20 protein-coding genes and 1 pseudogene are annotated in these 25,629 nt (G+C 75.6%); 12 read left to right on the plus strand and 9 right to left on the minus strand.

All coding sequences use genetic code 11. The features are described from left to right. The first annotated feature begins 2 nt into the window (after positions 1-2). Entirely contained in the window at positions 3-1,799 is a 1,797-nt protein-coding gene (locus tag ACZ45Q_RS17465; RefSeq protein WP_468261529.1) for an ABC transporter permease subunit, read from the plus strand. Further along, positions 1,796-3,163 (plus strand): MDR family MFS transporter, encoded by a 1,368-nt coding sequence (locus ACZ45Q_RS17470; RefSeq protein ID WP_468261532.1) that lies wholly within the window; start codon positions 1,796-1,798, stop codon positions 3,161-3,163. The genes ACZ45Q_RS17465 and ACZ45Q_RS17470 overlap by 4 nt, the downstream gene beginning before the upstream one ends. Here ACZ45Q_RS17470 and ACZ45Q_RS17475 read toward each other — a convergent pair. Continuing rightward, complete coding sequence (locus ACZ45Q_RS17475) at positions 3,082-3,876, minus strand: CDP-alcohol phosphatidyltransferase family protein (protein WP_468261536.1); 795 nt, start codon at positions 3,874-3,876, stop codon at positions 3,082-3,084. The genes ACZ45Q_RS17470 and ACZ45Q_RS17475 overlap by 82 nt on opposite strands. 108 nt (positions 3,877-3,984) lie before the next feature. On the opposite strand from ACZ45Q_RS17475, the gene ACZ45Q_RS17480 reads away from it, so the two are divergent. The 5 genes and pseudogenes from ACZ45Q_RS17480 to ACZ45Q_RS17500 form a co-directional block, all read left to right on the plus strand. Continuing rightward, positions 3,985-4,956, plus strand: coding sequence for a zinc-dependent alcohol dehydrogenase (locus ACZ45Q_RS17480; RefSeq protein ID WP_468261538.1), 972 nt, complete (start codon positions 3,985-3,987; stop codon positions 4,954-4,956). A 151-nt stretch (positions 4,957-5,107) separates the two neighbouring features. Further along, positions 5,108-5,506, plus strand: coding sequence for a 6-pyruvoyl trahydropterin synthase family protein (locus tag ACZ45Q_RS17485; RefSeq protein WP_468261541.1), 399 nt, complete (start codon positions 5,108-5,110; stop codon positions 5,504-5,506). Positions 5,507-5,730: 224 nt separating this feature from the next. Further along, entirely contained in the window at positions 5,731-6,882 is a 1,152-nt protein-coding gene (locus tag ACZ45Q_RS17490; protein WP_468261819.1) for a glycosyltransferase family 4 protein, read from the plus strand. A gap of 509 nt (positions 6,883-7,391) precedes the next feature. After that, complete coding sequence (locus tag ACZ45Q_RS17495; RefSeq protein ID WP_468261822.1) at positions 7,392-8,249, plus strand: class I SAM-dependent methyltransferase; 858 nt, start codon at positions 7,392-7,394, stop codon at positions 8,247-8,249. After that, a pseudogene (locus tag ACZ45Q_RS17500) lies at positions 8,246-9,373 on the plus strand (lysylphosphatidylglycerol synthase transmembrane domain-containing protein); the annotation flags it as partial. The gene ACZ45Q_RS17495 and the pseudogene ACZ45Q_RS17500, both read left to right, overlap by 4 nt. A 146-nt stretch (positions 9,374-9,519) precedes the next feature. Here ACZ45Q_RS17500 and ACZ45Q_RS17505 read toward each other — a convergent pair. After that, positions 9,520-10,344 (minus strand): creatininase family protein, encoded by an 825-nt coding sequence (locus ACZ45Q_RS17505; protein ID WP_468261824.1) that lies wholly within the window; start codon positions 10,342-10,344, stop codon positions 9,520-9,522. A 99-nt stretch (positions 10,345-10,443) separates the two neighbouring features. Here ACZ45Q_RS17505 and ribA point away from each other — a divergent pair, with 99 nt between their 5' ends. Continuing rightward, positions 10,444-11,103 (plus strand): GTP cyclohydrolase II, encoded by a 660-nt coding sequence (gene ribA, locus ACZ45Q_RS17510; protein ID WP_468261544.1) that lies wholly within the window; start codon positions 10,444-10,446, stop codon positions 11,101-11,103. A 28-nt stretch (positions 11,104-11,131) separates the two neighbouring features. Here the strand turns inward: ribA and ACZ45Q_RS17515 are convergent, their stop codons facing one another. Both ACZ45Q_RS17515 and ACZ45Q_RS17520 read right to left on the minus strand, forming a co-directional pair. Further along, the gene (locus ACZ45Q_RS17515; RefSeq protein WP_468261547.1) at positions 11,132-12,361 is read right to left on the minus strand and encodes a serine hydrolase domain-containing protein; all 1,230 of its coding nucleotides are present in this window, start codon (positions 12,359-12,361) and stop codon (positions 11,132-11,134) included. Between the two features lie 57 nt (positions 12,362-12,418). Then, the gene (locus ACZ45Q_RS17520; RefSeq protein ID WP_468261550.1) at positions 12,419-13,309 is read right to left on the minus strand and encodes an NAD(P)-dependent oxidoreductase; all 891 of its coding nucleotides are present in this window, start codon (positions 13,307-13,309) and stop codon (positions 12,419-12,421) included. A gap of 127 nt (positions 13,310-13,436) precedes the next feature. Between ACZ45Q_RS17520 and ACZ45Q_RS17525 the strand changes: the two genes are divergently transcribed. Next, positions 13,437-14,030, plus strand: coding sequence for a TetR/AcrR family transcriptional regulator (locus ACZ45Q_RS17525; RefSeq protein ID WP_468261553.1), 594 nt, complete (start codon positions 13,437-13,439; stop codon positions 14,028-14,030). Between the two features lie 81 nt (positions 14,031-14,111). Continuing rightward, entirely contained in the window at positions 14,112-16,226 is a 2,115-nt protein-coding gene (locus tag ACZ45Q_RS17530) for a tetratricopeptide repeat protein (RefSeq protein WP_468261556.1), read from the plus strand. A 56-nt stretch (positions 16,227-16,282) separates the two neighbouring features. Here the strand turns inward: ACZ45Q_RS17530 and ACZ45Q_RS17535 are convergent, their stop codons facing one another. From ACZ45Q_RS17535 to ACZ45Q_RS17545, 3 genes are all read right to left on the minus strand, one after another. Continuing rightward, entirely contained in the window at positions 16,283-18,067 is a 1,785-nt protein-coding gene (locus tag ACZ45Q_RS17535; RefSeq protein ID WP_468261559.1) for a hypothetical protein, read from the minus strand. A 66-nt stretch (positions 18,068-18,133) separates the two neighbouring features. After that, on the minus strand, positions 18,134-19,492 hold the full coding sequence (locus ACZ45Q_RS17540; RefSeq protein ID WP_468261562.1) for an MFS transporter: 1,359 nt from the start codon (positions 19,490-19,492) through the stop codon (positions 18,134-18,136). 188 nt (positions 19,493-19,680) lie between these two features. Continuing rightward, positions 19,681-20,346: a TetR/AcrR family transcriptional regulator gene (locus ACZ45Q_RS17545; protein WP_468261564.1), complete on the minus strand. Its 666-nt coding sequence runs from the start codon at positions 20,344-20,346 to the stop codon at positions 19,681-19,683. A 156-nt stretch (positions 20,347-20,502) separates the two neighbouring features. On the opposite strand from ACZ45Q_RS17545, the gene ACZ45Q_RS17550 reads away from it, so the two are divergent. Both ACZ45Q_RS17550 and ACZ45Q_RS17555 read left to right on the plus strand, forming a co-directional pair. Further along, complete coding sequence (locus ACZ45Q_RS17550; protein ID WP_468261567.1) at positions 20,503-21,378, plus strand: shikimate dehydrogenase; 876 nt, start codon at positions 20,503-20,505, stop codon at positions 21,376-21,378. A 34-nt stretch (positions 21,379-21,412) separates the two neighbouring features. Continuing rightward, positions 21,413-23,218 (plus strand): bifunctional sugar phosphate isomerase/epimerase/4-hydroxyphenylpyruvate dioxygenase family protein, encoded by a 1,806-nt coding sequence (locus ACZ45Q_RS17555; RefSeq protein WP_468261570.1) that lies wholly within the window; start codon positions 21,413-21,415, stop codon positions 23,216-23,218. On the opposite strand, the gene ACZ45Q_RS17560 is transcribed toward ACZ45Q_RS17555, so the two are convergent. Both ACZ45Q_RS17560 and gnd read right to left on the minus strand, forming a co-directional pair. Continuing rightward, positions 23,205-24,668 (minus strand): membrane-associated oxidoreductase, encoded by a 1,464-nt coding sequence (locus ACZ45Q_RS17560; RefSeq protein ID WP_468261572.1) that lies wholly within the window; start codon positions 24,666-24,668, stop codon positions 23,205-23,207. The genes ACZ45Q_RS17555 and ACZ45Q_RS17560 overlap by 14 nt on opposite strands. Positions 24,669-24,747: 79 nt before the next feature. Beyond that, positions 24,748-25,629 (minus strand): phosphogluconate dehydrogenase (NAD(+)-dependent, decarboxylating), encoded by an 882-nt coding sequence (gene gnd, locus ACZ45Q_RS17565; RefSeq protein WP_468261575.1) that lies wholly within the window; start codon positions 25,627-25,629, stop codon positions 24,748-24,750.

Genomic DNA, 25,629 nt, shown 5'->3' on the forward strand with positions numbered 1-25,629 from the left:
GCATGCCGCGGCAGCTCCTCACCCTCCTGTGGCGGGCCGTGCTCGCGGCCGGGCTCGTGTGCGGGATCGGGCTGCTGCCATGGCTCACCCGCACCGACCCCGCGCTGACCGTCCTCAAGGCCCGGTCGGCCGAGCGCGCCCCCAGCCCCGAGGTGCTGGCCGGCATCCGTGGCCAACTGGGCCTGGACGACGGGCCGCTTCCGCTGCTCGGGAGGTGGCTCGGCGGGCTTCCGCGCGGTGACGCCGGGCGGTCCTGGATCTCCGGCTCCGAGGTGCTGCCCGACGTGCTCCGGGCGCTGGGCGCCTCGCTGCTGCTGATGGCCGCCTCGCTGCTCGTCGCCGCCGTCACCGCCGCGCTCGTCTGCGCCGGCACGCTGCACCGGGGCGCCCGGCGCACCCTCGGCGCCCGGCGGCGCGGCGGCACCGGTTCCGCCGTGCTCGCCGCGCTGCCCGAGTTCCTCGTCGCCTCCGTCCTCGCCACCGTCGTCGGCGTCCAGCTCGGCTGGCTGCCCGCCCTCGGCTGGTACGGGCCGCGGTGGACCGTACTGCCCGCGCTCGCCCTCGGCGTGCCCGCCGGCGCCGTCCTCGGACGGCTGCTCGACGACCTGCTGCCCGGCGCCTTCGGCGAACCGTGGGCCACGGCCGCCACCGCCCGGGGGCTGACCGGCCGCCGGGTCGCCCGGATGGCGGTGCGCCGGTGCGTGCCCGCGCTGTTGCCCAACCTCGGCCTCTTCGTCGTCGGGCTGACCGGCGGCGCCGTCGCCGTCGAGCAGATCTTCGACATCCCCGGGCTCGGCCGCACCACCCTCCAGGCCGCGCTCGCCCAGGACCTGCCCGTCCTCCAGGCCGGCACCCTCGCCCTCGTCCTGCTCGCCGCCCTCGCGACCGGCGCCGCACGGCTCGCCGCCCGGCTGCTCATCGGGCCCGCCCTGCGCGACGGCGCCCTGCCCACCCTGCACCGGCCGGTCCCGCCCGCCCGCTCCCGCACGCCCCTGCTCCTGGCCGCCGCGCTCCTCGCCGTCGTCGCGCTCGGCCTGCCCCGCGACCCCCTCGCCGTCACCACCGGCGACCGGCTCCGTCCGCCCTCCTGGGAGCACCCCTTCGGCACCGACGCCCTCGGCCGCGACCTGCTCGCCCGGGTCGGCCACGGCGCCCTCGACACCCTGCTCCTGGCCTGCGCCATCAGCGTCGCGGCCCTGATCGCCGGGGTGCTCCTGGGCCTCGTTCCCCGGTTCTCCGGGTCACTCGTCGACACCGTCAACGCCGTGCCGCCCGTGCTCGCCGCGCTCCTCGTCACCGCCGTCGCGGGCAGCGGCCCCGCCACGCCCGCGCTCGCCGTGACCGCCGTCGCCTGGGCGCCGCTGGCCGCCCACACCTCCTCGCTGCTGGAGCAGGAACGGGCCGCGCTGCACGTTCTCGCCGCCCGCGCCATGGGTGCCGGGCCCTGGTACGTGCTGCGCCGTGAAGTGCTGCCCGCCGTACTGCCGCCCGTGGTCCGGCACACCCTGCTGCGGCTGCCCGGCGTCGCCCTCGCCCTCGCCTCCCTGGGCTTCCTGGGCCTGGGCGCCCAGCCGCCGTCCCCCGAGTGGGGCCTGCTCCTCGCCGAGAACCAGCCCTACGCCGAACGCGCCCCCTGGGCCGTCCTCGCCCCCGCCGCCGTCCTCGCCCTGCTCGGTGCCCTGGCCGTCACCGCGGCCGGGGGAGTGCGGCTGCCGCGGCGGACCCGGCGCCTCCCGGCCGCCGTGCCGCCCGCCCGGGCCACGACGGCGAAGGAGAAGGAACCGGCGGTGGCCGGATGACCCGGCCGTCGGCTCGCCCCGCGACGCAGAACGAGGGGGCGCAGGAAAAGGCAGCCCGGGACAAGGCATCCGGGGGCAAGGCAGCCCTTGGAACGGCAGGACGCAGGCGGCTCTCGCCCCTCCTCCGGCTGCTGATCCTCACTCAGCTCGCCTTCAACATCGGCTTCTTCGCCGTCCTGCCCTTCCTCGCCGAACACCTCGGCCGGTCCGTCGGCATGGCCGGCTGGCTGGTCGGATTCGTGCTCGGGCTGCGGACGTTCAGCCAGCAGGGGCTGTTCGTGGTCGGCGGCGCCCTGGCCGACCGCCACGGCGTCCGGCCCGTCGTGCTCGCCGGATGCGCGCTGCGGATCGCCGGGTTCGTCTGGCTCGGGTACGCCGAGCGGACCTGGACCGTGATCGGTGCCGTGCTGCTCATCGGATTCGCCGCCGCGCTGTTCTCGCCCGCCGTCGAGTCGGAGGTCGCCCGGCAGGCGGTCGCCTGGGAGAAGACCGGCGGCGGCCCCCGTACCCGCGTCCTTGCGCTGTTCACCGTCGCCGGGCAGGCCGGGGCCTTCGTCGGACCGCTGCTCGGCGCGCTGCTGCTGGCCGTGGACTTCCGCACCGCGTGCCTGGCCGGCGCCGGTGTCTTCGTCCTCGTCCTGGCCGGGCACGCGTGGCTGCTGCCGCAGCACATTCCCGGGCGGGAGCGCGTCCCCGTCCGGGGCGGCGCCCGGCTGCTGCTGCGCAACCGGCGCTTCCTCGCGCTGTGCTGCGCCTACGGCGCCTACCTCCTCGCCTACAACCAGCTCTACCTCGCCCTGCCCGCCGAGGTGGAGCGGGCCGCGGGCTCGCAGGCGCCGCTCGCCTGGCTGTTCGCGCTGTCGTCCCTGCTGGTGGTGACGGCCCAGCTGCCGGTGACCCGCTGGGCGGGGGAGCGGCTCGCACCGCGCCGGTCGATGGCGGCGGGGCTGGTGCTGATCGCCTCCGGGTTCACGGCGGTCGCCCTCGCCCGGCCCGCCGGCTGGACGGGGACGGCCGGGCTGCTGCCCGCCGCCGGGTTCGTCGTCCTGCTCACCCTCGGCCAGATGCTGGTCGCGCCCGTCGCCCGCGCCTGGGTGCCCGACCTCGCCGAGGAGGGGCGCCTCGGGCTGTACACCGGGGCGCTGTCGTCGGTCTCGGGGCTCGTCGTGCTGGCCGGCAGCTCGGCGAGCGGCACCCTGCTGGACAGCGGACTGCCGGGCGCCGTGGTGTGGCTGGTGCTGGCGGCGGTACCGCTGGCCGCGGTGGGGCTGCTGCCCAGGCGTCACCCGGCGACGAGCTCCCGCGCCGACGGTGACGCCGACGGAGATGCTGACGCCGACGCCGCTCCGGGTGCCGCCCGCTGAACCCGCGACGTCCGCCACAGCCACCGCACGTCCCGGCCGAACGACCACACCAGCAGGCCCAGCGCCAGCAGCACCACCCCGGTGCCGACCGCGTGCGGCAGCAGCCGGGCGCCCGCCACCAGCAGCAGCACCCCCTGGAGCGCGGCCACCGTCTTGCGGGCCGTGCTCGGCGGCAGCGGGGCGGTCAGCCACGGCCACAGGCGCGCCGCGGCCACGAAGACGTAGCGCATGGCGCCGATCAGCAGCACCCACGGGCCCAGGTCCATGGCCACGTACACGCTGAGCACCAGGATCAGGAACGCGTCGACCTCCATGTCGAAGCGGGCGCCCAGCGGTGTCGAGGTGCCGGTGCGGCGGGCCACCTTGCCGTCGACGCCGTCCAGGATCAGCGCCACCGCGGTCAGGCCCACGAGCAGGGACACCGGCGGGGTGCCGAAGAACGAGTCCGCGACCAGCGCGGTCACCCCGCCGACCAGCGTGGCCCGGCCCAGGGTGACCCGGTTGGCCGGGCCGAAGGCGGGCGGACGGGTGCGGTGCAGGGCCCGGGAGAGCACCGCCCACGTGGCGAACGCGAAGACCAGCCCGGTCAGCCAGCCCGCCGGGCCCATGCCGATCGCCGTGCCGAGCAGCGCCAGCAGCAGCACCTGCGCTCCCGCGCCCACGGCGGTCTCCTGTTGTACGGGCCTGGCGTCGTAACTGTTGTTCAGGGCCACCGAACACCCTCCGGCCGAGTGACAGAGTCGATCAACGCCGCTACCTTGTGCGCGGCCTGTGCACCCCTCGGTACGCAGGCGGCTTCCCGATCGTTCAGGAGGACTCCGATGAAGCGCACCGCCGAGGCCTTCTGGCTCGACGCGCCCGGACGGGCCCGGCTGAGGCAGGTGGAGCTGCCGGAGCCGGGCGAGGACGACGTGGTCGTGCGCACCCTCTACAGCGGCGTCAGCCGCGGCACCGAGACCCTCGTCTTCGGCGGCCGGGTGCCCGAGAGCCAGTACGCGGCGATGCGCGCGCCGTTCCAGGAGGGCGACTTCCCGGGGCCGGTGAAGTACGGCTACCTCAACGTCGGGGTGGTCGAGGAGGGCCCCGAGGCGCTCGCCGGCCGCACCGTCTTCTGCCTCTACCCCCACCAGAGCCGGTACGTCGTCCCGGCCGCCGCCGTGAACGCGGTGCCGGACGCCGTGCCCGCCGCCCGCGCCGTGCTCGCCGGGACCGTGGAGACGGCCGTCAACGCCCTGTGGGACGCGGCGCCGCTGGTCGGCGACCGCGTCGCCGTGGTCGGCGGCGGCATGGTCGGCTGCTCGGTGGCCGCCCTGCTGGCCCGCTTCCCGGGCGTCCGCGTGCAGCTGGTCGACGCCGACCCGCGCCGCGCCGCCGTCGCCGCGTCGCTCGGCGTCGGCTTCGCCCGGCCCGAGGACGCGCTCGGCGACCGGGACCTCGTCGTGCACGCCAGCGCCACCGAAGCGGGCCTGGCCCGCTCCCTGGAACTGCTGCGCCCCGAGGGCACGGTCGTCGAACTGAGCTGGTACGGCGACCGGCGCGTCGCCCTCCCCCTCGGCGAGGCCTTCCACTCCCGGCGGCTGACCGTCCGCAGCAGCCAGGTCGGCACCGTGTCCCCGCGGGCGGCGGGCCGTACGTACGCCGACCGGCTCGCGCTCGCCCTCGACCTGCTCGCCGACCCCGCGCTGGACGCGCTCGTCACCGGGGAGTGCGCCTTCGAGGAGCTGCCCGAGGTGATGCCGCGGCTCGCCTCGGGCGAGATCCCCGCCCTCTGCCACCGCGTCCGGTACGCCTGACCGATCCTGCCGACCGGTACGCCTGACCTGTCCGAACCGATCGGAGCAGGCGGCGGCGGAGCTGAACACGGGAGGCGGACAGGCCGTACTACACGGCGTCCCGCCGAGCGATCGGCGGGGATCAGACGCGCCACACCTGGAGGGTCGTCCGTTGTTCAGCATCACCGTCCGCGATCACATCATGGTCGCCCACAGCTTCCGCGGCGAGGTCTTCGGACCCGCGCAGCGCCTGCACGGAGCGACGTTCCTGGTGGACGCCACGTTCCGGCGCGAACAGCTGGACGAGGACAACATCGTCGTCGACATCGGGCTGGCGACCCGCGAACTGGGAGCCGTCGTCGCCGAACTGAACTACCGCAACCTCGACAACGAACCCGAGTTCGCCGGCATCAACACCTCCACCGAGTTCCTGGCCAAGGTCGTCGCCGACCGGCTCGCCGAGCGCATCCGCAAGGGCGCGCTGGGCGAGGGCGCCAAGGGACTGGCGGGCCTCACCGTCACCCTGCACGAGTCGCACATCGCCTGGGCGAGTTACGAGCGTGCGCTGTGACCGGCGCGACCACCGGCCGGACCGGCACCACGCCCGAGGTCCGCTCCGGTGCCTCCGCCGCGTACGGCACGGGTGTCAGCGCCACGTCCGGCGCGGGTGTCGGCGCCCCCTCCGGCGCGGGTGTCGGCGCCCCCTCCGGCACCGGTGTCCGTGCCCCCTCCGGCACCGGTGTCCGTGCCCCGTCCGGCACCGGTGTCCGGTCCGGCGCCGCCTCGCGGGACCGGCTGGCGTACGTCCCCGCACAGTCCTCCGCCCCGAGGAACGGCGAGATCATCCCCATGTCCCTGCGCTCCGTGCACTTCGTCATGCCGGGCGGCGTCGACGACCCGGCCGCGCCGAGCGGCGGCAACGCCTACGACCGGCGGGTCTGCCTGGACCTGCCCGCCTTCGGCTGGCGCGTCCGCAGGACCGTCGTGGCCGGTGACTGGCCCCGGCCCGACCGGGCCGCCCGCACGGAACTGGCGCGCGCCCTGCGTCGGCTGCCGGACGGCGCGGTCGTGCTGCTGGACGGGCTGGTGGCCTGCGGCGTGCCCGAGGTCGTCGTCCCCGAGGCCGAACGGCTGGCCCTGACCGTCCTCGTCCACCTCCCGCTCGCCGACGAGACCGGCCTCGACCCGGCCGTCGCCGCCGAACTGGACGCCCGCGAACGGGCGGTGCTGCGCGCGGTGCCGGCCGTCGTCGCCACCAGCGACTGGGCCGTCCGCCGCCTCGTCGCCCACCACGGGCTCGATCCCGCCCGGGTGCACGTCGCCGCGCCCGGCGCCGACATCGCGCCCGTCGCACCCGGGACCGACGGTGTCTCCCGGCTGCTGTGCGTCGCCGCGGTGACGCCGCGCAAGGGACAGCACCGGCTGGTGGAGGCCCTGGCCGCGGTGGCCGACCTGCCGTGGACCTGCGTGTGCGTCGGCGGGCTCGGCCAGGACCCGGCGTACGTGGAGCGGCTGCGGGCGCGGGTCCGCTCCTGCGGCCTCGACGACCGGCTGACGCTGGCGGGTCCGCTGACCGGCGCCGACCTCGACGCCGCCTGGGCCGCCGCCGACCTGATGGTGCTCGCGTCGTACGCCGAGACCTACGGCATGGCGGTGACCGAGGCGCTCGCGCGCGGCATCCCGGTGCTGGCCACCGACGTCGGCGGCATCCCGGAGGCCGTCGGCCGCGCCCCCGACGGCGGGGTGCCCGGCATCCTCGTGCCGCCGGAGGACCCCGCCGCCCTCGCCGCCGAACTCCGCGGCTGGTTCGGCGAGGCCGACGTACGACGCCGGCTGAAGGCCGCCGCCCGGAGCCGCCGCGCGGGCCTGGACGGCTGGGCGACCACGGCACGGAGCCTGGCCGGAGTACTGCGCCGGCTGCCGGGCGGACCACGGAGGACGGCATGAGGAAGACGGCGACGACGAGCGGGAAGGCCGCGGCTGCGGCCCGGCCGGGCCGCGCGGACGCGACCGGGACGGCGGCCGGCGTGGCCGCCGTGGCCGCGGTGGACGCCCCGCTCCGGAGCGGGCCGGGCGGCGGCTCCGGCGGTGGGGCCGGCGGCTCCGGCTTGGGCTCCGGGTCGGGCGGCGGCTCCGGAATCATGCCGGGCGCGGGCCCGGCGGGGGCTGGTGCCCCCGGCGGCGGTCGATTGGACGAGGGGTTCGTCACTCGTTCGGGCGAGGGACCCGGCGGCCGCGCCGACGAGGAGGCCGGGGCCGCGTCTGCCGGGCTGCCGGACGACGGGATCGGTGACCGGTCCGTCGTCCTGCGCGGCGACGACGGTGACGGTGAGGGCGACCGCGACCGCAACGGCGACCGCGACCGTGGTGGCGTCGGTGACGGCGGTGGTGTCGGCGGCGAGGGGCGGGCCACCGACGCGACCGGCGACGCGACCGCCGACCCGGGCACCGTTCGGCTGCGCAGGACCGGCCCCGACGAATCGCCCCGCTACGCCCCCGAGTGGCTCCGGCTGCGCGAGGGCGCGGACGCCGCCGCGCGTGCGCACGACCTGCTCGATCCGCTGCGGATCCGGCTGGCCAACCTGCCCCGTTCCGCACGCGGGTACCTCGTGCACGACGTGGGCTGCGGCACCGGCTCGATGGGCCGCTGGCTCGCCCCGCTGCTCGACGGGGCCCAGCACTGGGTGCTGCACGACCGCGACCCCTATCTCCTGCACTTCGCCGCCGTCGGCGCCCCGCGCTCGGCCGCCGACGGCAGCCGGGTCACCGTCGAGACCCGCCGCGGCGACATCGCCCGGCTCACCCCGGAGGCTCTGCACGGGGCGTCCCTGGTCACCGCCTCCGCACTGCTCGACGTCCTCACCGCCGAGGAGGCCGGCACCCTCGCCGCCGCCTGCGCGGGCGCCGGCTGTCCCGCCCTGCTGACCCTCTCCGTCGCCGGCCGCGTGGACCTCACCCCGGAACACCCTCTGGACGCCGAGATCACCGAGGCCTTCAACGCCCACCAGCGACGCGACGGCCTGCTCGGCCCGGACGCGGTGACGGTGGCCGCGGACGCCTTCGCCGCGCACGGCGCGACGGTGCGGTCGGCGTCCAGCCCCTGGCGGCTGGGCGGTCCGGGCGACGCCGCGCTCATCGCCCAGTGGCTGCGCGGCTGGGTCGGAGCGGCGGTCGAACAGCGGCCGGACCTGCGCGAGCGCGCCGACCGGTACCTGGCGGAGCGCCTCGCGGCGTGCGCCGTCGGGGAGTTGCGGGTCGTCGTGCACCACCAGGATCTGCTGGCGCTGTGCCGCCCGGCGGGCGGCACAGCATGAGGGCCCGCACGGCACCGCCTCCGACGACGGCGAAAGGGCTCGGCACCGGGACACCGGTCGGCACCGGGACTGCCGTCCGCACGGTGACACCGGACCCCACCGGGACGCCTGTCAGCACCGGGACACCCGTCGGCACCGGGACAACGGTCCGCACCCGGCCAGCCGTCCACACCGAGACGGCCGCCGGCCCCGGTACCGCTCCACGCGCACGCCGGCCCGACGGCGGCCCGGCCCCCGGCGCGGGCGACGCCGCCGCCCCCCGCCGCGGCCCGGCCCCCGGCGCGGGGAGCGACACCGCCGCCCCTCGCGCACACACCGGCACCGTCGCCCTGCGCCTGCTCCGCGCCCACCTCGGCACCCTGGTCGGCCTCGGGATCCTGACCGTGCTGCTGTGGCGGCTGGGCACCGGCGCGCTGCTGGACGGGGTGCGCCGGATCGACGCGGTGACATTGCTCGCGGCGCTCGGGATCGGCGTGGTCACCACGGTGTTCAGCGCCTGGCGGTGGGCCCTGGTGGCCCGCGGCCTGCGGATCGGGCTGCCGCTCGCCCCGGCCGTGGCCGACTACTACCGGGCGCTGTTCCTCAACGCGGCCCTGCCCGGAGGCGTCCTCGGCGACGTGCACCGCGCGGTACGGCACGGGCACAGCGAAGGTGACCGCCGCCGGGGTGTGACGGCGGTCGTGCTGGAGCGGACGGCCGGGCAACTGGCCCTCGCGGCCGTCGGCGCGGTCGTCCTGCTGACGATGCCGTCCCCGGTGCTGGGCCCGGCCCGGCAGGTAGCCCCCCTCGTGGTCGCGGCCGTGCTGGGCGCGCTCGCGGTCGTGGCCGCGCTGCGGATGAACCGGGCGCCCGCACGAGGCGGGGGCGCCCTGCGCAGGATGCTCGGCGAGGCCCGCAGGGGGCTGCTGTCCCGGCGTGTGTGGCCGGGCGTCGTGGCCTCGTCGCTGGTCGTCCTCGCCGGTCACCTGGCGATGTTCGTGCTGGCCGCCCGGGTCGCCGGAACCTCCGCGCCCGTGTCCGTGCTGGTGCCGCTGGCGGTGCTGGCGCTGCTCGCGATGGGGCTGCCGCTCAACGTCGGCGGCTGGGGGCCCCGCGAGGGGGTCACCGCATGGGCGTTCGGCGCGGCCGGACTGGGCGCGGGCAGCGGCCTCGGCGTGGCGGTGGTGTACGGGGTGCTCGGCCTCGCGGCGAGCCTGCCCGGTGCCGTGGTCCTCGTCGCCCGCCGGGGCGCGGGGCGCACGGACCGCTCCCGAGGCACCGCCCGCGGACCCTACGACCGGACACGACCCGGCGGGCCCGGCGCGCGCCCGCCGGCCGGCTCCCCGCCCTCCGGGGCACCGGCCGGCTCCCCGCCCTCCGGGGCCGTCAGCAGCGCGACATACGCACCGAAGGATTCCGCGAGGCTCGCCAGCAGTTCCTTCCCCTTTTCCGCCGAACCCAGTGAAGGACGCCCGATGACACCGGAATCGGTATAGGCGGACATACCGAGGGAGAGCAGATGACGTCGGTCGTCGGCGACGAAGTCGGAGGATTCGTACCCCGGCCGGAGGAATTCCGGATGGGCGTGCAGCAGAACGGAGGTCTCGATTTCCCCGGCGTGCATGTCGGTGAGCAGCGAGGTGACCACACCCGCCCGCACCCGCGCCTCCTCCCAGTCCTCCGGGGCCGGGAACAGCGCCATGCGCTCACCGCGCGCGGTGGCCTCCTGCACGACGTTGCCCAGGACGTAGTTGCCGCCGTGGCCGTTGACCACCACGAGCGCCTCGACGCCCGAGCGGCGCAGCGAGTCCGCGATGTCCCGCACCACCGCGTACAGGGTCGTCGCGGAGATGCTGACCGTGCCCGGCCAGGCGGCGTGCTCGTGCGAGCAGGAGACGGTCACCGGCGGCAGCAGGTGCACCGGGTGGGCGGCGGCGATCTCCCGCGCGATCGCGCAGGCGACCAGCGTGTCGGTGGCCAGCGGGAGGTACGGGCCGTGCTGCTCGTAGCTGCCGACGGGCAGCACCGCGACCTGCCGCCGCTGCTGCGCCCCCCGCCCGCGCACGTCGTCGGTGGTGTCCGCCGGCACCAGCGCCCTCGTCGTGGAACGGCTCATCCGCGCCCGGCCTTTCGTCTCGCCCACCAGAAACTCCCCGTCCGGGAATCCCCGTCCGGTCGGCCCGTCCAGGAACTCCCCTGAGGAACTCGGAAAATGATGACAGAAAAAGTTGGCATTCTCGGCAAGAAGGCACCGCAGCGCACGGACGTGGAACGCGTCGTGAATGCCCCGCTGCCCACGGTGTACGGGAAATTCCAGGCGGTCGGCTACTACGACCACGAGCGCGGCGACGAGCAGGTCGCCCTCGTCCACGGCGACATCGGCAGCGAGGGCGTGCTGACCCGGCTGCACTCGGAGTGCCTGACCGGGGACGCCTTCGGCTCCCAGCACTGCGAGTGCGGCGACCAGCTCGACTCCGCGCTGCGTGCCGTGGCCGCCGAGGGCGCGGGCGTCGTCGTCTACCTCCGGGGCCACGAGGGACGCGGCATCGGCCTGCTCGCCAAGCTGCGCGCCATGGCCCTCCAGGCAGAGGGGCTGGACACGGTGGAGGCCAACGTCGCCCTCGGCCTGCCCGTGGACGCCCGCGACTACGGCGTGGCCGCCCGCATCCTGGACGACCTGGGCGTGCGGTCGGTGCGTCTGATGTCCAACAACCCGGCGAAGCGCGAGGCGTTGACCCGCCACGGCATCCAGGTCGCGGAGCAGGTGCCGCTGCTGATCCCGCCGTGCGAGAACAACATCACGTATCTGCGGACCAAGCGGGAGCGGATGGACCACCACCTGCCCCACCTGGACGCGGTGGCGCATCCGTCCTGAGCCGCCGGCCCCGCGCCTGCGGGGCCGGTCAGTCCGTCACCGCGTCGTGCACCAGCCGTCTGAGGTCCCGGAAGACGCCGTTCGAGGACCTCGGGCGCACCTGCGTCATGAACTGCACGGTCAGCTCGCGGACCGGGTCGACCCAGAAGGTCGTCGTCGCCACCCCGCTCCAGCCGTACGTGCCGTGTGACGACGGTTCCTGGGTGCGCCCGGGGTCGATCACCACGGACACCCCGAGGCCGAAGCCGACCCCGTCGTTGCCGGGCTCGTCGTGTGCCGGGCGGCTGCCGCACGCGCGCAGGTCCGCGCCGCCGGGAAGATGGTTGCGGGTCATCAGGTCCACCGTCGACGGTGCGAGGAGACGGACGCCGTCGAGTTCGCCGCGGCGGCGCAGCAGCTCCATGAACCGGTGGAAGTCGTGTGCGGAGGAGACCAGGCCGCCGCTGCCCGACAGAAAGCGCGGCCGTCCCCGCAGCGGCAGCCCCGGGATCGGCTCGATGCCGCCGCCGTCCCGTTCGCCGTACAGCTCGGCGAGGCGTCCGGTCTTCTCGTCCGGCACCTGGAACCCGGTGTCGGTCATGCCGAGCGGGCCGAAGATCCGCTCGGCGCAGTACACGTCCAGCGGCTGCCCGCTCACCACCTCGATCAGCCGGCCCAGCACATTGCTGGCCACCGAGTAGTTCCACTGCGTGCCCGGCTCGAACTGAAGGGGCAGGCTCGCGTACAGGTCGACCGTCTCGGCGAGGTCCGCGCCCGGCCGCACCGAGGACTCCAGTCCGGCCGCGCGGTACAGGGCGTCGACGGGGTGGGTGTGGTAGAAGCCGAAGGTCAGACCGGCGGTGTGGGTCATCAGGTGCCGGACGAGGACCGGCCCGTCGGCCGGGCGGGTGACGACGTCGGGCGGGTCCCCCGCGGCGTACACCCGGGGCTCGGCGAAGGCGGGCAGGTACCGGGCGACCTCGTCGTCCGGCGACAGCCGGCCCTCCTCCACGAGCATCAGCGCGGCGACCGCGGTGACCGGTTTGGTCATGGAGTAGATCCGCCACAGCGTGTCGGTCCCGACCGGCAGCCCGGCGGCCACGTCCCGCCGGCCGTGCACGGTCAGGTGGGCGACGCGCCCGCCGCGGGCGACGGCCACGAGGAAACCCGGGAGGCGGCCCTCGTCCACGAGACCCGCGAAATGCCGGTCGAGCCGGTCCAGCGCCTTCGGGTCCAGTCCGGCCGCTCCGGGGTCGGCCTCCTGCCGCAGTCCTGCCATCCGCTCTCCTCCGTCACTGGTGGGGCTGCGTCCGGCCTACCCCGATCACGGCGACTCTCACCTCCCGGCCGGGGCCGACCGGCCGGTGCGCGCCTCCAGCGCGTGCAGGACGGCCACCATGTCCCCGCCGCCGTGCCCGAGGGCGACCGTCTCCTCGAACAGGGCGTGGCAGACGTCGAGCAGCGGGGAGGCGAGGCCCGCCGCGCGGGCCGCCTCGGCGATCAGACGGTTGTTCTTCAGCACGTCCAGCGCCGCCGCCTGCACGGCGAAGTCGCGGTCCAGCAGCTTGGGCGCCTTCATCCGGGAGACGGCACTGGCCATGGGGCCCGCGTCCAGCACGTCCAGGAACAGCCGCCGGTCCAGGCCGTGCCGCTCGGCGAAGTGGTAGGCCTCGGTCAGCCCCGTCACCAGGGTGATCAGGAACAGGTTCACCGACAGCTTGGTCAGCAGCGCGTTCGGCGCCGGACCGCAGACGAAGGTCTCCCGGCACATCGGCTCCAGCAGCCCGCGCACCGCGGCGACGGCCTGCTCCTCACCGGCCAGCATCGCCACCAGCTCGCCGCGCTCCGCCGGGACGCGCGAGCCGGAGACGGGCGCCTCGACGTACCGCCCTCCCGCCGCCGCGATGTCGGCCTCCAGGTCCCGCGAGTACTCCGGCGAGGTGGTGCCCATGTGGACGACGGTCCGCCCGGCGACCCGCGTGGCCAGGTCCGGGGTGCCGCGCGCCAGGACGGCGTCGACCGCCCGCTCGTCCGCCAGCATCAGCAGGACGGCGTCGGCCCGGGCGAACAGCTCGCCGGGGCCCTCGGCCGTGGCCGCCCCGGCGGCGCGCAGCGGCTCGGCGCGGGCGGCCGTGCGGTTCCATACCACCAGCGGCGTGCCCGCGTGCGCCAGGCGGAGTGCCATGGGCTGCCCCATGACGCCGAGACCGATGAAGCCGACCTGCATGATGCACCGCCCGTGCGTCCGAGAGTGTGGCTATGACCGTCGTCATAGTAGCCCGGCCTATGACGTTCGTCATAGGGTGAGGGGATCGAGACGGCACGGCGGGTGAGCCGGCGGGAGGCGGAGGACCATGACCCAGCCCCGGTACGGGCCCCGCGAGCGCATGGTGTTCAGCGCCGCCCAGCTCCTCAGGCGCGGCGGCGTCGGCGCGGCCGGCATGCGGGACGTCGCCGCGCACGCCGGGGCGCCCCGCGGGTCGCTCCAGCACTACTTCCCCGGCGGCAAGGAGCAACTGGTCAACGAGGCCGTCGCCTGGGCCGGCCGGTACGCCGCGCGGCGCGTCGCCCGCTTTCTGGAGGGGATGGCGCGGCCCACGCCGAGCGGTCTGTTCGCGGCGATGGTGCGGCAGTGGACCGACGAGTACGAGGCGGAGGGCTTCGCCGGCGGCTGCCCGGTCGCCGCCGCGACCGTGGACTGCGCGCGGACGACCGCCTCCACGCGGGAGGCGGCCGCCGACGCCTTCGCCGCCTGGACCCGGCCGGTCGCCGCGGCCCTGACGGAGATGGGCGTCCCCGGGGAACGGGCCGGGCCGCTCGCCACCCTCATGATCAGCTCGCTGGAGGGCGCCGTCCTCATCGCCCGCGCCGAACACGACACCCGGGCCCTGACCACCGTCGCCCGGGAACTGGGACCGCTGCTGGACGCCGCCGTCCAGCGGCGGTGACCCTCCGTCAGGAACCGCCGGGGCCGCTAAGGTTGGTCCGTCACGGCGCACGGCCGGAGCCACGGACGGGGGAGTGCGGGAATGCTGGATCCGATCTCGCTGGGCGCCATCGGCGCGGTGCTCGGAGCCGTCGGATCGGGCATGGCCAACGAGGCGGGCCGCTGGGCCTGGGAATCCGCCGGCGGACTGGTCCGCCGCATCACCGGACGCGAGGTGCCCGCACCCACCACCCCCGACCAGTTCGACGACGTGGCCCGCCTGGTGCACGAGCGCGTACGGGAGGACCCGCGACTGGCCCGCGCCTGGACCGAGTTCGCGCGGGGCGTCAGCACATCCGGACCCGCCACCGCCCCGGACCACCGCCCCTGCCTGCCCACCGCACCCCGCTTTTTTACCGACCGGCGCGAGGCCCTGCGCCTCCTCGACAAGGAGGCCACCCGCGCCCACCAGGGCCGCCCCCGGCTGGCGCTGCTCCACGGACCCGAGGGCATCGGCACCAGCACGCTCGCCGTCCACTGGGGCTGGCGGCAGGCCGCCCGCTTCCCCGACGGCCAGCTCTACGCCGATCTGCGCACCCTCGCCCCCGAGGCGGCGCCCGGCACCCTGCTGCGCGGCCTCGGCGTGCCCGACGAGGAGATACCCCCGGCCGCCGAGGACCGCGCCGGGCTGCTGCGCCGCTGCCTGACCGGCCGTCGGCTGCTCCTCGTACTCGACCACGCCCGCTCCGCCGCGCAGGTCCGGCCGCTGCTGACCGCGGCGCCGGGCGTGTTCACCATCGTCGTCGCCCGGCAGCCGCTCCCCGGCCTCGACGCGCTGCGCGTCCCGGTCGGGCCGCTCGCCCGCCGGGACGCCGTCAGGCTCCTCACCGACCTGGCCGGCAAACCCGCGCTCGCCGCGTCCCGCGCCACCCTGCCCGCCGTCCTCGACCGCTGCGCCGGCTCCCCCTACGCCCTGCGCGCCGCCGCGCCCCGCCTCACCGGGACCGGCCCGGCGCCCGCCCGGCCGGAGGTGCCCGACGTGCCCGACAGCGACCCGGTCCGCGCCGCCGCCGACGACTCCTACCGCCGGCTCACCCCCGGCGCCGCCCGCCTCTACCGGCTGGCCGGTGTCCGCGACTGGCCCGCCCTGGACGCCGCTGCCGCCGCCCGCGCCGCCGGCGGCACCGAGTCCGAGGCCGCCGGGCACCTCGCCGAACTCGCCGACGCCCTGCTCGTCGAGCGCGCCGACTCCGGCCGCCACCACTACCGGCCCGCCGTCCGTGCCCACGCCGAGCGCGAGGCCGCCGCCACCGACGGCATCGCCGCCTGCTCCGCGGCCGTCACCCGGGTCGTCCGCCACTACCGGGACCTGGCGGTCGGCGCGGCCCGCGCGGCGCTGCCGGAGAGCTGGCGGGTGCCCTCGGAGCCCTCGCCCGCGACCTTCCCCGACCGGGGCACGGCCGTCGCCGCCCTCGCGGCCGAGACCGGCAACCTCGTCCAGGCGGTGCACGCGGCCGAGGAGTTCGGGGACGCCGAGACCGTCCTGCTGCTGTGCCGGGCGCTGTGGCCGCTCCAGCTCAAGGCCGGCCACCACGACACCCTGCTGCCCGCCCTGCGCGCCGGGGCGCGCACCGCCGACGCGCACGCACCCGGCACCCGCACCTCGGGGGCGCTGCACGCCCAGCTCGCCCACACCCTCACCGAACTGCGCCGCTGGGAGGAGGCCGAGTCCGAGGCACGTGCCGCCGCCCGCGACGAACAGGCCGCCGGACACGCCCGCGGCCACGCCTCCGCCGTCGAGTTCCTCGGCCTGCTGCGGTTGCGCCAGTGGAGGTTCGCGGAGGCTCACGACCTGTTCGAGGAGGCCGGCCGCGTCCTCGACGCCGTCGGCCCCGGTGACGAGGGCGCCGCCGACCTGCCGCGCGCCCGCGCGCTGCTGGAACGCCACCGCGGCCGTGCCCTGCGCGGCCTCGGCCGCCGGACCGAGGCCCTGACCCGGCTGGAGGCCGCCCTCGGCTTCTTCCGCGCCGCCGGCGAGGCGTACAACACCGCCCGCACCCTCACCGACCTGGCCGAGACCCACCTCGACGCCGGGGCGCAGGACGCCGCGCTAGCGCTGATCGACGAAGCGCTGGCGGCACTCTCCCGGGAGAACGCCGCGTACCACGTGGCGCGGCTGCGGGCGCTGCGGGAACGGTGCGCCGCCGTCGACGGCTGACGGACGCGGCGGGTCGTCCTCGCCGGGGTCGGAACGGTCCGTCAGCCCCGGGTCCGTCAGCCCCCGGGCGTGACGGACACTCGATGGGCGACCGCACCGGTGCGCACCGTCAGGCCCCGCGCGGACAGCTCCTCCCAGGCCTTGCCCGCCGCCAGCCACGCGTGCAGCGCCGACGCGTACAGGGCCGGGTCGGCGGCCCCCTCCCCGGCCGGCTCGGCGGTCAGCCGCAGCACCGCACCGTCCCGGGTGCGGACGAGACAGGTCCGCGCGCCGTCGACATGGGCGGCGAGCGCGCAGTGCGGATGCCGACCGAGCACCTCCGCCGTCCACCGTGCGGGCGGGCCGAGGCGCGGATCGTCGGCGGCGCCCTCCCGGAACACCACGTCGGCCACGGCGAGCAGGTCCGTCTCCCGGGTGTCCTCGTGGACCGCGAGATGCGCCTCGCCGCCCGCCTCGTGCCGGGGGCCCGGGTCCGCGTACCGTGCCACCGCCACCTCGCCCGGCCCCGGCAGCCGGGTGACCACCGTCAGCGGCGTGGTCGTCCTGCCGGGCTCGTACGGCGGCAGCGGCAGCGGTTCCAGCCGCGCGGGCGCGCCGGGTTCGGGCAGACCGAGGAGGCCGTAGAAGAGGCGCCGCAGCCGGGCCGCCGACTCGCCCGGCGCGGAGCTGACGAACCGGGCCGGCCCGGACGACGGCGGGGGACCCGCCCACAGCGCCTCCACCTGCGGGCGCAGCGCCCGCACGGGGTCCAGCCGGGGTGCGGTGCGCACGAAGGCGTGGACCGGCGCGTCGGGGTCGAGCCCGGCCAGCGGGGCGGCCCCCAGCAGCACCGGCGTGCCGAGCGCGGCGGCGTAGTACGTCACCGAGCCGTGGTCGCCGATGACGGCGTCGGCGGCGACGAGCGCCTGCCGCCAGCCGTGCAGCGGGTCGATCAGCGCCAGCCCGGAGCGGCGGGCCCGGTCCAGCCAGGCGCGGATCTGCCCCGGCCCGTGACCGTGCCAGACGTTGGGGTGCAGGACCGCGGCGAGCCGGTACTCGTCGGCCGGGAACTCGGAGGCCAGGCGGGGCAGCAGGGACGGCAGGACGTCATCGCCGCCGTCGCCGAACAGGGAATCCGGGTTCCACGTGGAGCTGAGCAGGACCAGCCGCCGGCCATGGTCGGCACCGAGAGCCCGGCGGTAGCGGTCGCGGTACGGGCGGGCCGCAAGCATGCGGTCCCAGCAGGGGTCCCCGGCCAGCACGGCCGTCGGCGCCGCCTCGGGACAGACGGTGCGCAGCCGCTCGTACTGCTCGGGGTGCGACAACACCAGCGCGTCGGCGACGGGCCGCCCGTCCGGGCCGAGCAGCCACTCCGGCGACATCCCGAACACGGGCGCGGGCTTCCGGCTTCCGGCTTCCGGCATCCGGCATCCGGCATCCGGCATCCGGCATCCGGCATCCGGCATCCGGCATCCGGCATCCGGCACCGCCAGCCTCTTAGTGTATCCGACACCATGGGAGAGGACCGCCAACTTGCCCTGTATCGACCGGAGTTGGCCGCCGAAGCTCGCCGAGACCGCCAATGAGACCGGAGTCGCCAGCGCCTGATCCCAGGGCAGTACGGGCACGCCCACCTCGTCCAGCAGCGCCGCCAGCCCCGCCCGGAACGCCGACGACCCCGGGCAGGTGGCGAGCACCTGTACCCGGAGGTCGTCGTGGAACAGCGGCAGGACGTCGAGGAGCCGGGTCGCCGCGGTCACGTTGTGGACGACGAGCAGCACGCTGCGGGTGCGTCCCCGCGTCGCCCACCGTGCCGCGTCGTCGCCGACCGGCACCCGTATCCACCCGGCAGCCCCCGTCACGTCCCTCCGCCTCCCGATGCCGTCGCGCGGACCGGGCAACGATAGTCGACGCCGGGGGCGCATCGGTCAGGCCGTCACCGTCTCCGGCTGCGCCGACTCCGCGCGGGTGCGCTCGCCGAGCCGCTCGGTCGGCACCCTGTGGGTCTCCCGCGCGGACAGCGCCGCGATCACCGGCGGCACGCACAGCGCGGCCGTGAACAAAGCCACCGCGGACCAGTCGTCGCCGCCGGGACCGGCGATCCGCGCGGCGAACGTCACCGCGAACCCGGCCACGGCGAAGCCGATCTGCGTGCCGATCGCCACCCCGGACAGCCGGACCCGGGTCGCGAACATCTCGCCGTAGAAGGCGGGCCACACGCCGTTCGCCGCGCTGTAGACGACACCGAAGCAGACGATGCCGAGCAGGAACGTCAGCGGGTAGGAGCCGGTGGAGACCGCCCACAGGTACAGGAACATCGTCACCGCGCTGCCGACCGCGCCGATCAGGTACACCGGGCGCCGCCCGATCCGGTCCGACAGCACGGCCCACAGCGGGATCGCGGCGAGCGCGACGGCGTTGGCCAGGGCGCCCACCCAGAGCATGGCGGTACGGGACATGCCGACCGAGTCGCTGGTGGCGTAGGCCAGCGCCCACACCGTGAAGATCGTGCTGACCGAGGCGATCAGCGCGCCCGCGATCACCCGCAGCACGTCCGCCCGGTGGTCGCGCAGGAGGACCGCCAGCGGCAGCTTCTCGACGCCCTCCCGCGCGGCCTGCTGCGCGAACGCCGGCGTCTCGTCGAGCTTGCGGCGGATGACGTAGCCGACGACGGCCACCGCGACGCTCAGCCAGAACGGCACCCGCCAGCCCCAGGACAGCAGATGCTCCTCGGGCAGCGCGGCGACCGGGATGAACACCAGGGTGGCCAGCAGCTGACCGCCCTGCGTGCCGCTGAGGGTGAAGCTGGTGAAGAAGCCGCGCCGGTGCGGGGGCGCGTGTTCCAGTGTCATGGAGTTGGCGCTGGCCTGTTCGCCGGCCGCGGAGATGCCTTGCAGGACCCGGCAGAACACCAGCAGCGCCGGGGCGAGCGTGCCGACCTGGTCACGGGTGGGCAGACAGCCGATGAGGAACGTCGACAGGCCCATCAGGATCAGCGTGAAGACCATGATCTTCTTGCGGCCCATCCGGTCCCCGATGTGCCCGAGGACGAACGCGCCGAGTGGGCGGGCGGCGTACGCGACGCCGAACGTGGCCAGCGACAGCAGGGTCGCGGTGGCCGGGTCGGACTCGTCGAAGAAGATCTCCGGGAAGATCAGCGCGGCGGCGCTGCCGTAGATGAAGAAGTCGTAGTACTCCAGGGCGCTGCCGATCCACGCCGCGGTCGCGGCCTTCTTCGGCTGCCCGGGCGGGGCGGGGGCGCGGTGGGACGCGTCGGGGACGGACACGGCGGCTCCTTCGGGGGGGCTCCACCGTAGGCGGAGTGGGCGGAAGGTGAGCGAGGGGGAGACGTGGGCGGGAAGGCCAGAGGTGCCGAGCGGCTAATTAACCCACTGGATAGTTAGTTCGTTGGGTAGGGATGTTGCGCGTGCGTTTCCCCGCTGTCAAGGGGTCGTGGCGCGCGGTTTCCCGGCGCTCAGTCCGCCGTGCGCTCCGCCGTCAGGTACGCGATGACCATGTCCCCGAGCATGGTGCGGTAGTGCTCGCGCTGGGCCGGGTCGACCAGGTCGCGGCCGAACAGCGCGCCGAAGGTGTGCCGGTTGGAGACCCGGAAGAAGCAGAACGCGCTGATCATGGCGTGCAGGTCGACCGCGTCGACGTCGGCCGTGAACAGCCCCGAGCGCCGCCCCTCGTCCAGGATGCGGCGGATCACGTCCAGCGCCGGGGAGCCGATCCTGCCCAGCTTCTCGGAGGCGGCGATGTGCTGCGCGCCGTGGATGTTCTCGATGCCGACCAGCCGGATGAAGTCCGGGTGCTGCTCGTGGTGGTCGAAGGTCACCTCCGCCAGCCGCCGGATGGCCGCCACCGGGTCCAGGTGCTCGACGTCGAGCTGCTGCTCGGCCTCGCGGATCACGCCGTACGCCCGCTCCAGCACGGCCGTGAACAGCTGCTCCTTGCCGCCGAAGTAGTAGTAGATCATCCGCTTGGTGGTGCGGGTGCGGGCGGCGATCTCGTCGACCCGTGCGCCGTCGTAGCCGGCCCGGGCGAACTCGCGCGTCGCCACGTCCAGGATCTCCGCCCGGGTGCGGGCGGCGTCGCGGATCCGCCCAGGGGTGCGTGCCGGTTCGTCGACGCTGGTCATCGGGCTCCTCCGGCCGCGGGCGGGGTCGTGCCGGTGATTGTAGAAGGTCTTCCGCGGTCTTCCCCCGGGCCCGGCCGGGCTGCTATGACTAACGTACTGGTTCGTACATTAGCTCGTGATCAGGCGCTCAGTGATGCGCCTCTCTGGAGGTCCACGGTGGCCAAGGACTCGTATCTCGTCGGCCTGATCGGTGCCGGCATCGGCCCGTCGCTCAGCCCGGCCCTGCACCAGCGGGAGGCCGACCGGCAGGGCCTGCGCTACGTGTACCGGCTGATCGACGTCGACGCGCTCGGTGCCCCGCCCGAGGCGGTGGGCGATCTGCTGCGCGCCGCCCGCGACCTGGGCTTCGACGGCCTGAACATCACCCACCCCTGCAAACAGCTCGTCGTCGAGCACCTGGACGCGCTCGCCCCGCAGGCCGAGGCGCTCGGCGCGGTCAACACGGTCGTCCTGGACGGCGGCCGGGCCGTCGGCCACAACACCGACGTCACCGGCTTCGCCGCCTCCTTCGCCCGCGGGCTGCCCGACGCACCGCTGGAGCGGGTGGTGCAGCTCGGCGCCGGCGGCGCGGGCGCGGCCGTCGCGCACGCCCTGCTGACCCTGGGCGCCGGGCGGATCACCGTCGTCGACGCGCTGCCCGAGCGGGCCGCCGGCCTCGCCGCGTCGCTGGCCGGCCACTTCGGCGCGGACCGGGCCGGTGCCGCCCCCGCCGGCCGGCTGCCGGAGCTGCTGAAGACCGCCGACGGCATCGTGCACGCCACCCCCACCGGCATGGCCGCCCACCCGGGCCTGCCGCTGCCCGCCGGACTGCTCCATCCCGGCCTGTGGGTCGCCGAGGTGGTCTACCGCCCCCTGGAGACCGCACTGGTGCGCGCCGCCCGCGCCGCCGGCTGCGCCGTGCTCGACGGCGGCGGCATGGCCGCCTTCCAGGCCGCGGACGCGTTCCGCCTGTTCACCGGCCGGGAACCCGACAGCGCGCGGATGCTCGCGGACCTCGACGGCCTGACGGGCGCCGTCGCCGCCCCCCAGTAGGTCGCCGCCCCCCCAGTAGGAAGCAGGTACCGACGTGCGGACGTCCATCGCCACCGTCTCCCTGAGCGGCCCCCTCACCGAGAAGCTCACCGCCGCCTCCCGGGCCGGCTTCGACGGCGTCGAGATCTTCGAGAACGACCTCCTCGCCAGCCCTCTCGGTCCCGAGGAGATCCGCGCCCGCTGCGCCGACCTCGGCCTGACCGTCGACCTGTACCAGCCGATGCGCGACATCGAGGGGGTGCCGGCCGAGGAGTTCGCCCGCAGCCTGCGGCGCGCCCGCCACAAGTTCGAGCTGATGCGCCGCCTCGGCGCCGGCACCGTCCTGGTCTGCTCCAGCGTCCGTCCGGACGCCGTGGACGACGACGCCCTCGCCGCCGAGCAGCTGAGCGAACTCGCCTCCCTCGCCGAGGACTTCGGTATCCGCGTCGCCTACGAGGCTCTCGCCTGGGGCCGGCACGTCAGCACGTACGACCACGCCTGGCGCATCGTGGAGGCGGCCGGGCACCCGGCGCTCGGCACCTGCCTGGACAGCTTCCACATCCTGTCCCGCGCGGGCGGCCCCGCCGACCTCGACGGCATCGAGGCCATCCCCGGCGAGAAGATCTTCTTCCTCCAGCGCGCCGACGCGCCCCTGCTCGCCATGGACGTCCTCCAGTGGAGCCGCCACTACCGCTGCTTCCCCGGCCAGGGCGGCTTCGACATCGCCGGGCTGCTGCGGCGGGTGCTGCGCACCGGCTACGACGGACCGCTCTCGCTGGAGGTCTTCAACGACGTCTTCCGTCAGTCCGAGGCCGGCCCCACCGCCGTCGACGCCCAGCGCTCCCTGCGCGTCCTGAAGGAGTCCGTCGGGCTGGCCACGCCGCCCGCTCCCGTCGTCCCCACCGGGGTGGCCTTCGCCGAACTGGTCACGCCCGACGCCGCGCCCGTCGCGGCACTGCTCGGCGCGCTGGGCTTCGCCCGCACCGGCCGGCACCGCTCCAAGCCCGTCGACCTGTGGCAGCGCGGCGAGGCCCGGATCCTGGTCAACACCGGCGCCGCCGGACGCCGCGACGGCACCCGGCTCGCCGCCGTCGGTCTGGAGTCGCCCGACCCGGCCGGGGCCGCCCGTCGCGCCGAGGCCCTGCTCGCCCCGGTGCTGCCGCGCCGCCGCGCCGCCGGGGACGCCCCGCTGGAGGCGGTCGCCGCCCCGGACGGCACCGAACTGTTCTTCTGCGCCACCGGCCGCCCCGGACACCCCGACTGGCGCGCGGACTTCACCCACGTCGCACCCCCGCCCGGCACCGACGACGGCTGCCGCATCGACCACCTCGCCCTCACCCAGCCCTGGCACCAGTTCGACGAGGCGGCGCTCTTCCACCGCGGCGTCCTGGGCCTGAGCCCGCAGCCCAGCGTGGACGTCGCCGACCCCTACGGCCTCCAGCGCAGCCGCGCCGTCAGCGACGACGACGGCCGCGTCCGCATCGTGCTGTCGGTCGGCGCCGCACCGGCCGACGCCACCGTGCACGCCCAGCACATCGCCCTGGCCACCGACGACATCGTCACCGCGGCCCGCCGCCTGCGCGCCGCCGGCGGCCGGCTGCTGCCCATCCCCGCCAACTACCACGACGACCTCGCCGCCCGGTACGAGTTCGCCGACGGGGAGCTTCAGGCGTACCGGGAGCTGGGCATCCTCTACGACCGGGACGCGCACGGCACCTTCCGGCACTGCTACACGCTCACCGTCGGGCGGGTCTTCGTGGAACTGGTCCAGCGCGATGCCGGCTATCGCGGCTACGGCGCCCCCAACGCCCCCGTGCGGCTGGCCGCCCAGCACGCCGCCGGGGGATTCACTGCCGGCTGAGGTTCCGGGTGACGCCCGCGGCGACGGTCGTGGCCAGGATCCAGCCGGTGAGCACCAGGACGTAGGCCAGCGCCTGGTGCCCGCCGGCCGGGGCGAACGCCGCCTCCTGACCGAAGGAGATCACCGGCAGCAGCAGGTCGAGGGTGTAGAACACCGGGTTGAACGGCGGTGCCTCACCGGGCTTCAGCGGCTGCGGATGGTCCAGGGCGAAGGCCACGGAGCCGATCGCGAGCAGCGACAGCAGCCAGCCCGCGGCACGCAGCGGGCGGAAGCCGTAGCCGACGGCGGCGTCCTGCACATGCCCCCACAGGCGGGCGTACCAGGACAGGGTGGAGCGGTGGCGGCGCTGTTTGGCGAGCTGGACGCGCCGGGCCGCGTGGTCGTCGCCGATGCGGCGATAGGCGGCGGTCAACTGCTCGTAGGCGTCCGGGGCGTAGCCGTCGGCGTCGCGGTCCAGCATGGGCAGCCGGCGCTCGGCCGGTTCGTGAGGCGTGAGGGTGGTGTAGGTGAGACCACTGAGATGCACCCTCTCCGAGACCATGTCCGGCTCGACGAAGAGCACGTCGAGCTGGGCGCGCCGCAGATTGAGGGTGCCGCGCACCGGATGCGCGCCCCGGCGCAGCCACAGCTCCCCGATGGCGGCGCTGCTGGCCCGCAGGGCGGGCCCGCCCGGGTTGGACAGGCAGGCGTACGACAGGTCCACCCGGCCCGTGACCCGGGCGGCACGCAGTCCGATCCACCCGCGTATCCGCGCGTGCCGCAGCAGCAGATGCCCCTCGACGGCGGAGGTCTCGGCGTCCAGGGCGGGCCCGCCCTCGTGGTCGAGCCGGGCCCGGTTCAGGTCGACGGATCCGGCGACGGTGGTGCCGGTCAGCCGCACCTCCCCGTCGACCTGAAGGCCGGGTGCCCACAGGTCCTCGCCGATGGCCGCCTGGTTGAGCTGGAGCGCCGGGCCGTCGCCGAGGGCCGCCAGCTCGGCCCGCTCCAGGTGCACCGCGCCCGCCGTCTGGGTGCCGGCCAGCATCAGCCGGCCCCGCACCCGGCACCGGCTCAGCTGCACCATGCCGTCGATGCGGGCGCCGGCCAGGTCGAGGCCCGGCATCACGGAGCCGCGCAGGCTCAGGCGCGGCACCTGGATGCCGTAGAACTCGGGACGCTCGGTGAAGTGGCAGTGGCTCATCCGGACCGGGCGGTCGAGCACCGCGTGGGTGAGGTCGAGCGCCCCGGTGATCCGGGCCCCGGCGATCCGCAGGGCGGAGATCTCACCGTCCTCCTGGGGCGCGGTGACCAGCAGCGCCCGCAGGACCGAGGCGCGCAGCGTGCGTTCGGCTCCCCAGGCGGCGCCGGTCGCCGCGTCCTCGTCCGCCGCGGTCCGGAAGTCCACGATCTCGCCGCGGGGGAAGGCCCGCCAGACGCGCGCCTCGGCCGGTGTCAGGTCGTTGATCTCCATCAGCGAAGGACTCTGACCCGAACCGGCCGATCACGTCAACGGGCTTTCGGGGCAGCCGACTCGGCGGCTGGGCGGCGGCCTACTTCTTGGCGGCCTCCACCGCGTGGCCGCCGAACTGGTTGCGCAGCGCGGCGATCATCTTCATCTGCGGCGAGTCCTCCTGGCGGGAGGAGAACCGTGCGAACAGCGACGCGGTGATCGCCGGCAGCGGCACCGCGTTGTCGATCGCGGCCTCCACGGTCCACCGGCCCTCGCCGGAGTCCTCGGCGTAGCCGCGCAGCTTCTGGAGGTGCTCGTCCTCGTCGAGGGCGCTGACCGCGAGGTCCAGCAGCCAGGAGCGGATGACCGTGCCCTCCTGCCAGGAGCGGAAGACCTCGCGGACGTTGTCCACGGAGGCGGCCTTCTCCAGCAGCTCCCAGCCCTCGGCGTAGGCCTGCATCATCGCGTACTCGATGCCGTTGTGGACCATCTTCGCGAAGTGGCCGGCGCCGACCTTGCCCGCGTGGACGTAGCCGTAGGGGCCCTCCGGCTTGAGGGCGTCGAAGATCGGACGCAGCCGGCCGACGTGCTCCTCGTCGCCGCCGACCATCAGCGCGTAGCCGTTCTCCAGCCCCCACACACCGCCCGAGACACCCGCGTCCACGAAGCCGATGCCGCGCCGGCCCAGCTCCTCGGCGTGCTTCTCGTCGTCGGTCCAGCGGGAGTTGCCGCCGTCGATCACGGTGTCGCCGGGCTTGAGGATGCCGCCGAGCTGGTCGATGACGTTCTGGGTGACGGCGCCGGCCGGGACCATGACCCAGACCGCGCGGGGCGCGGCGAGCCGGTCGGCGAGTTCCACCAGGTTGTCCACGTCGGAGAGTTCGGGATTGGTGTCGTACCCGATGACCTCGTGGCCGGCGTTGCGCAGGCGCTCGCGCATGTTGCCGCCCATCTTGCCGAGACCAACAAGACCGATCTGCAT

The organism is Streptomyces sp. NPDC031049, from assembly GCF_055571015.1.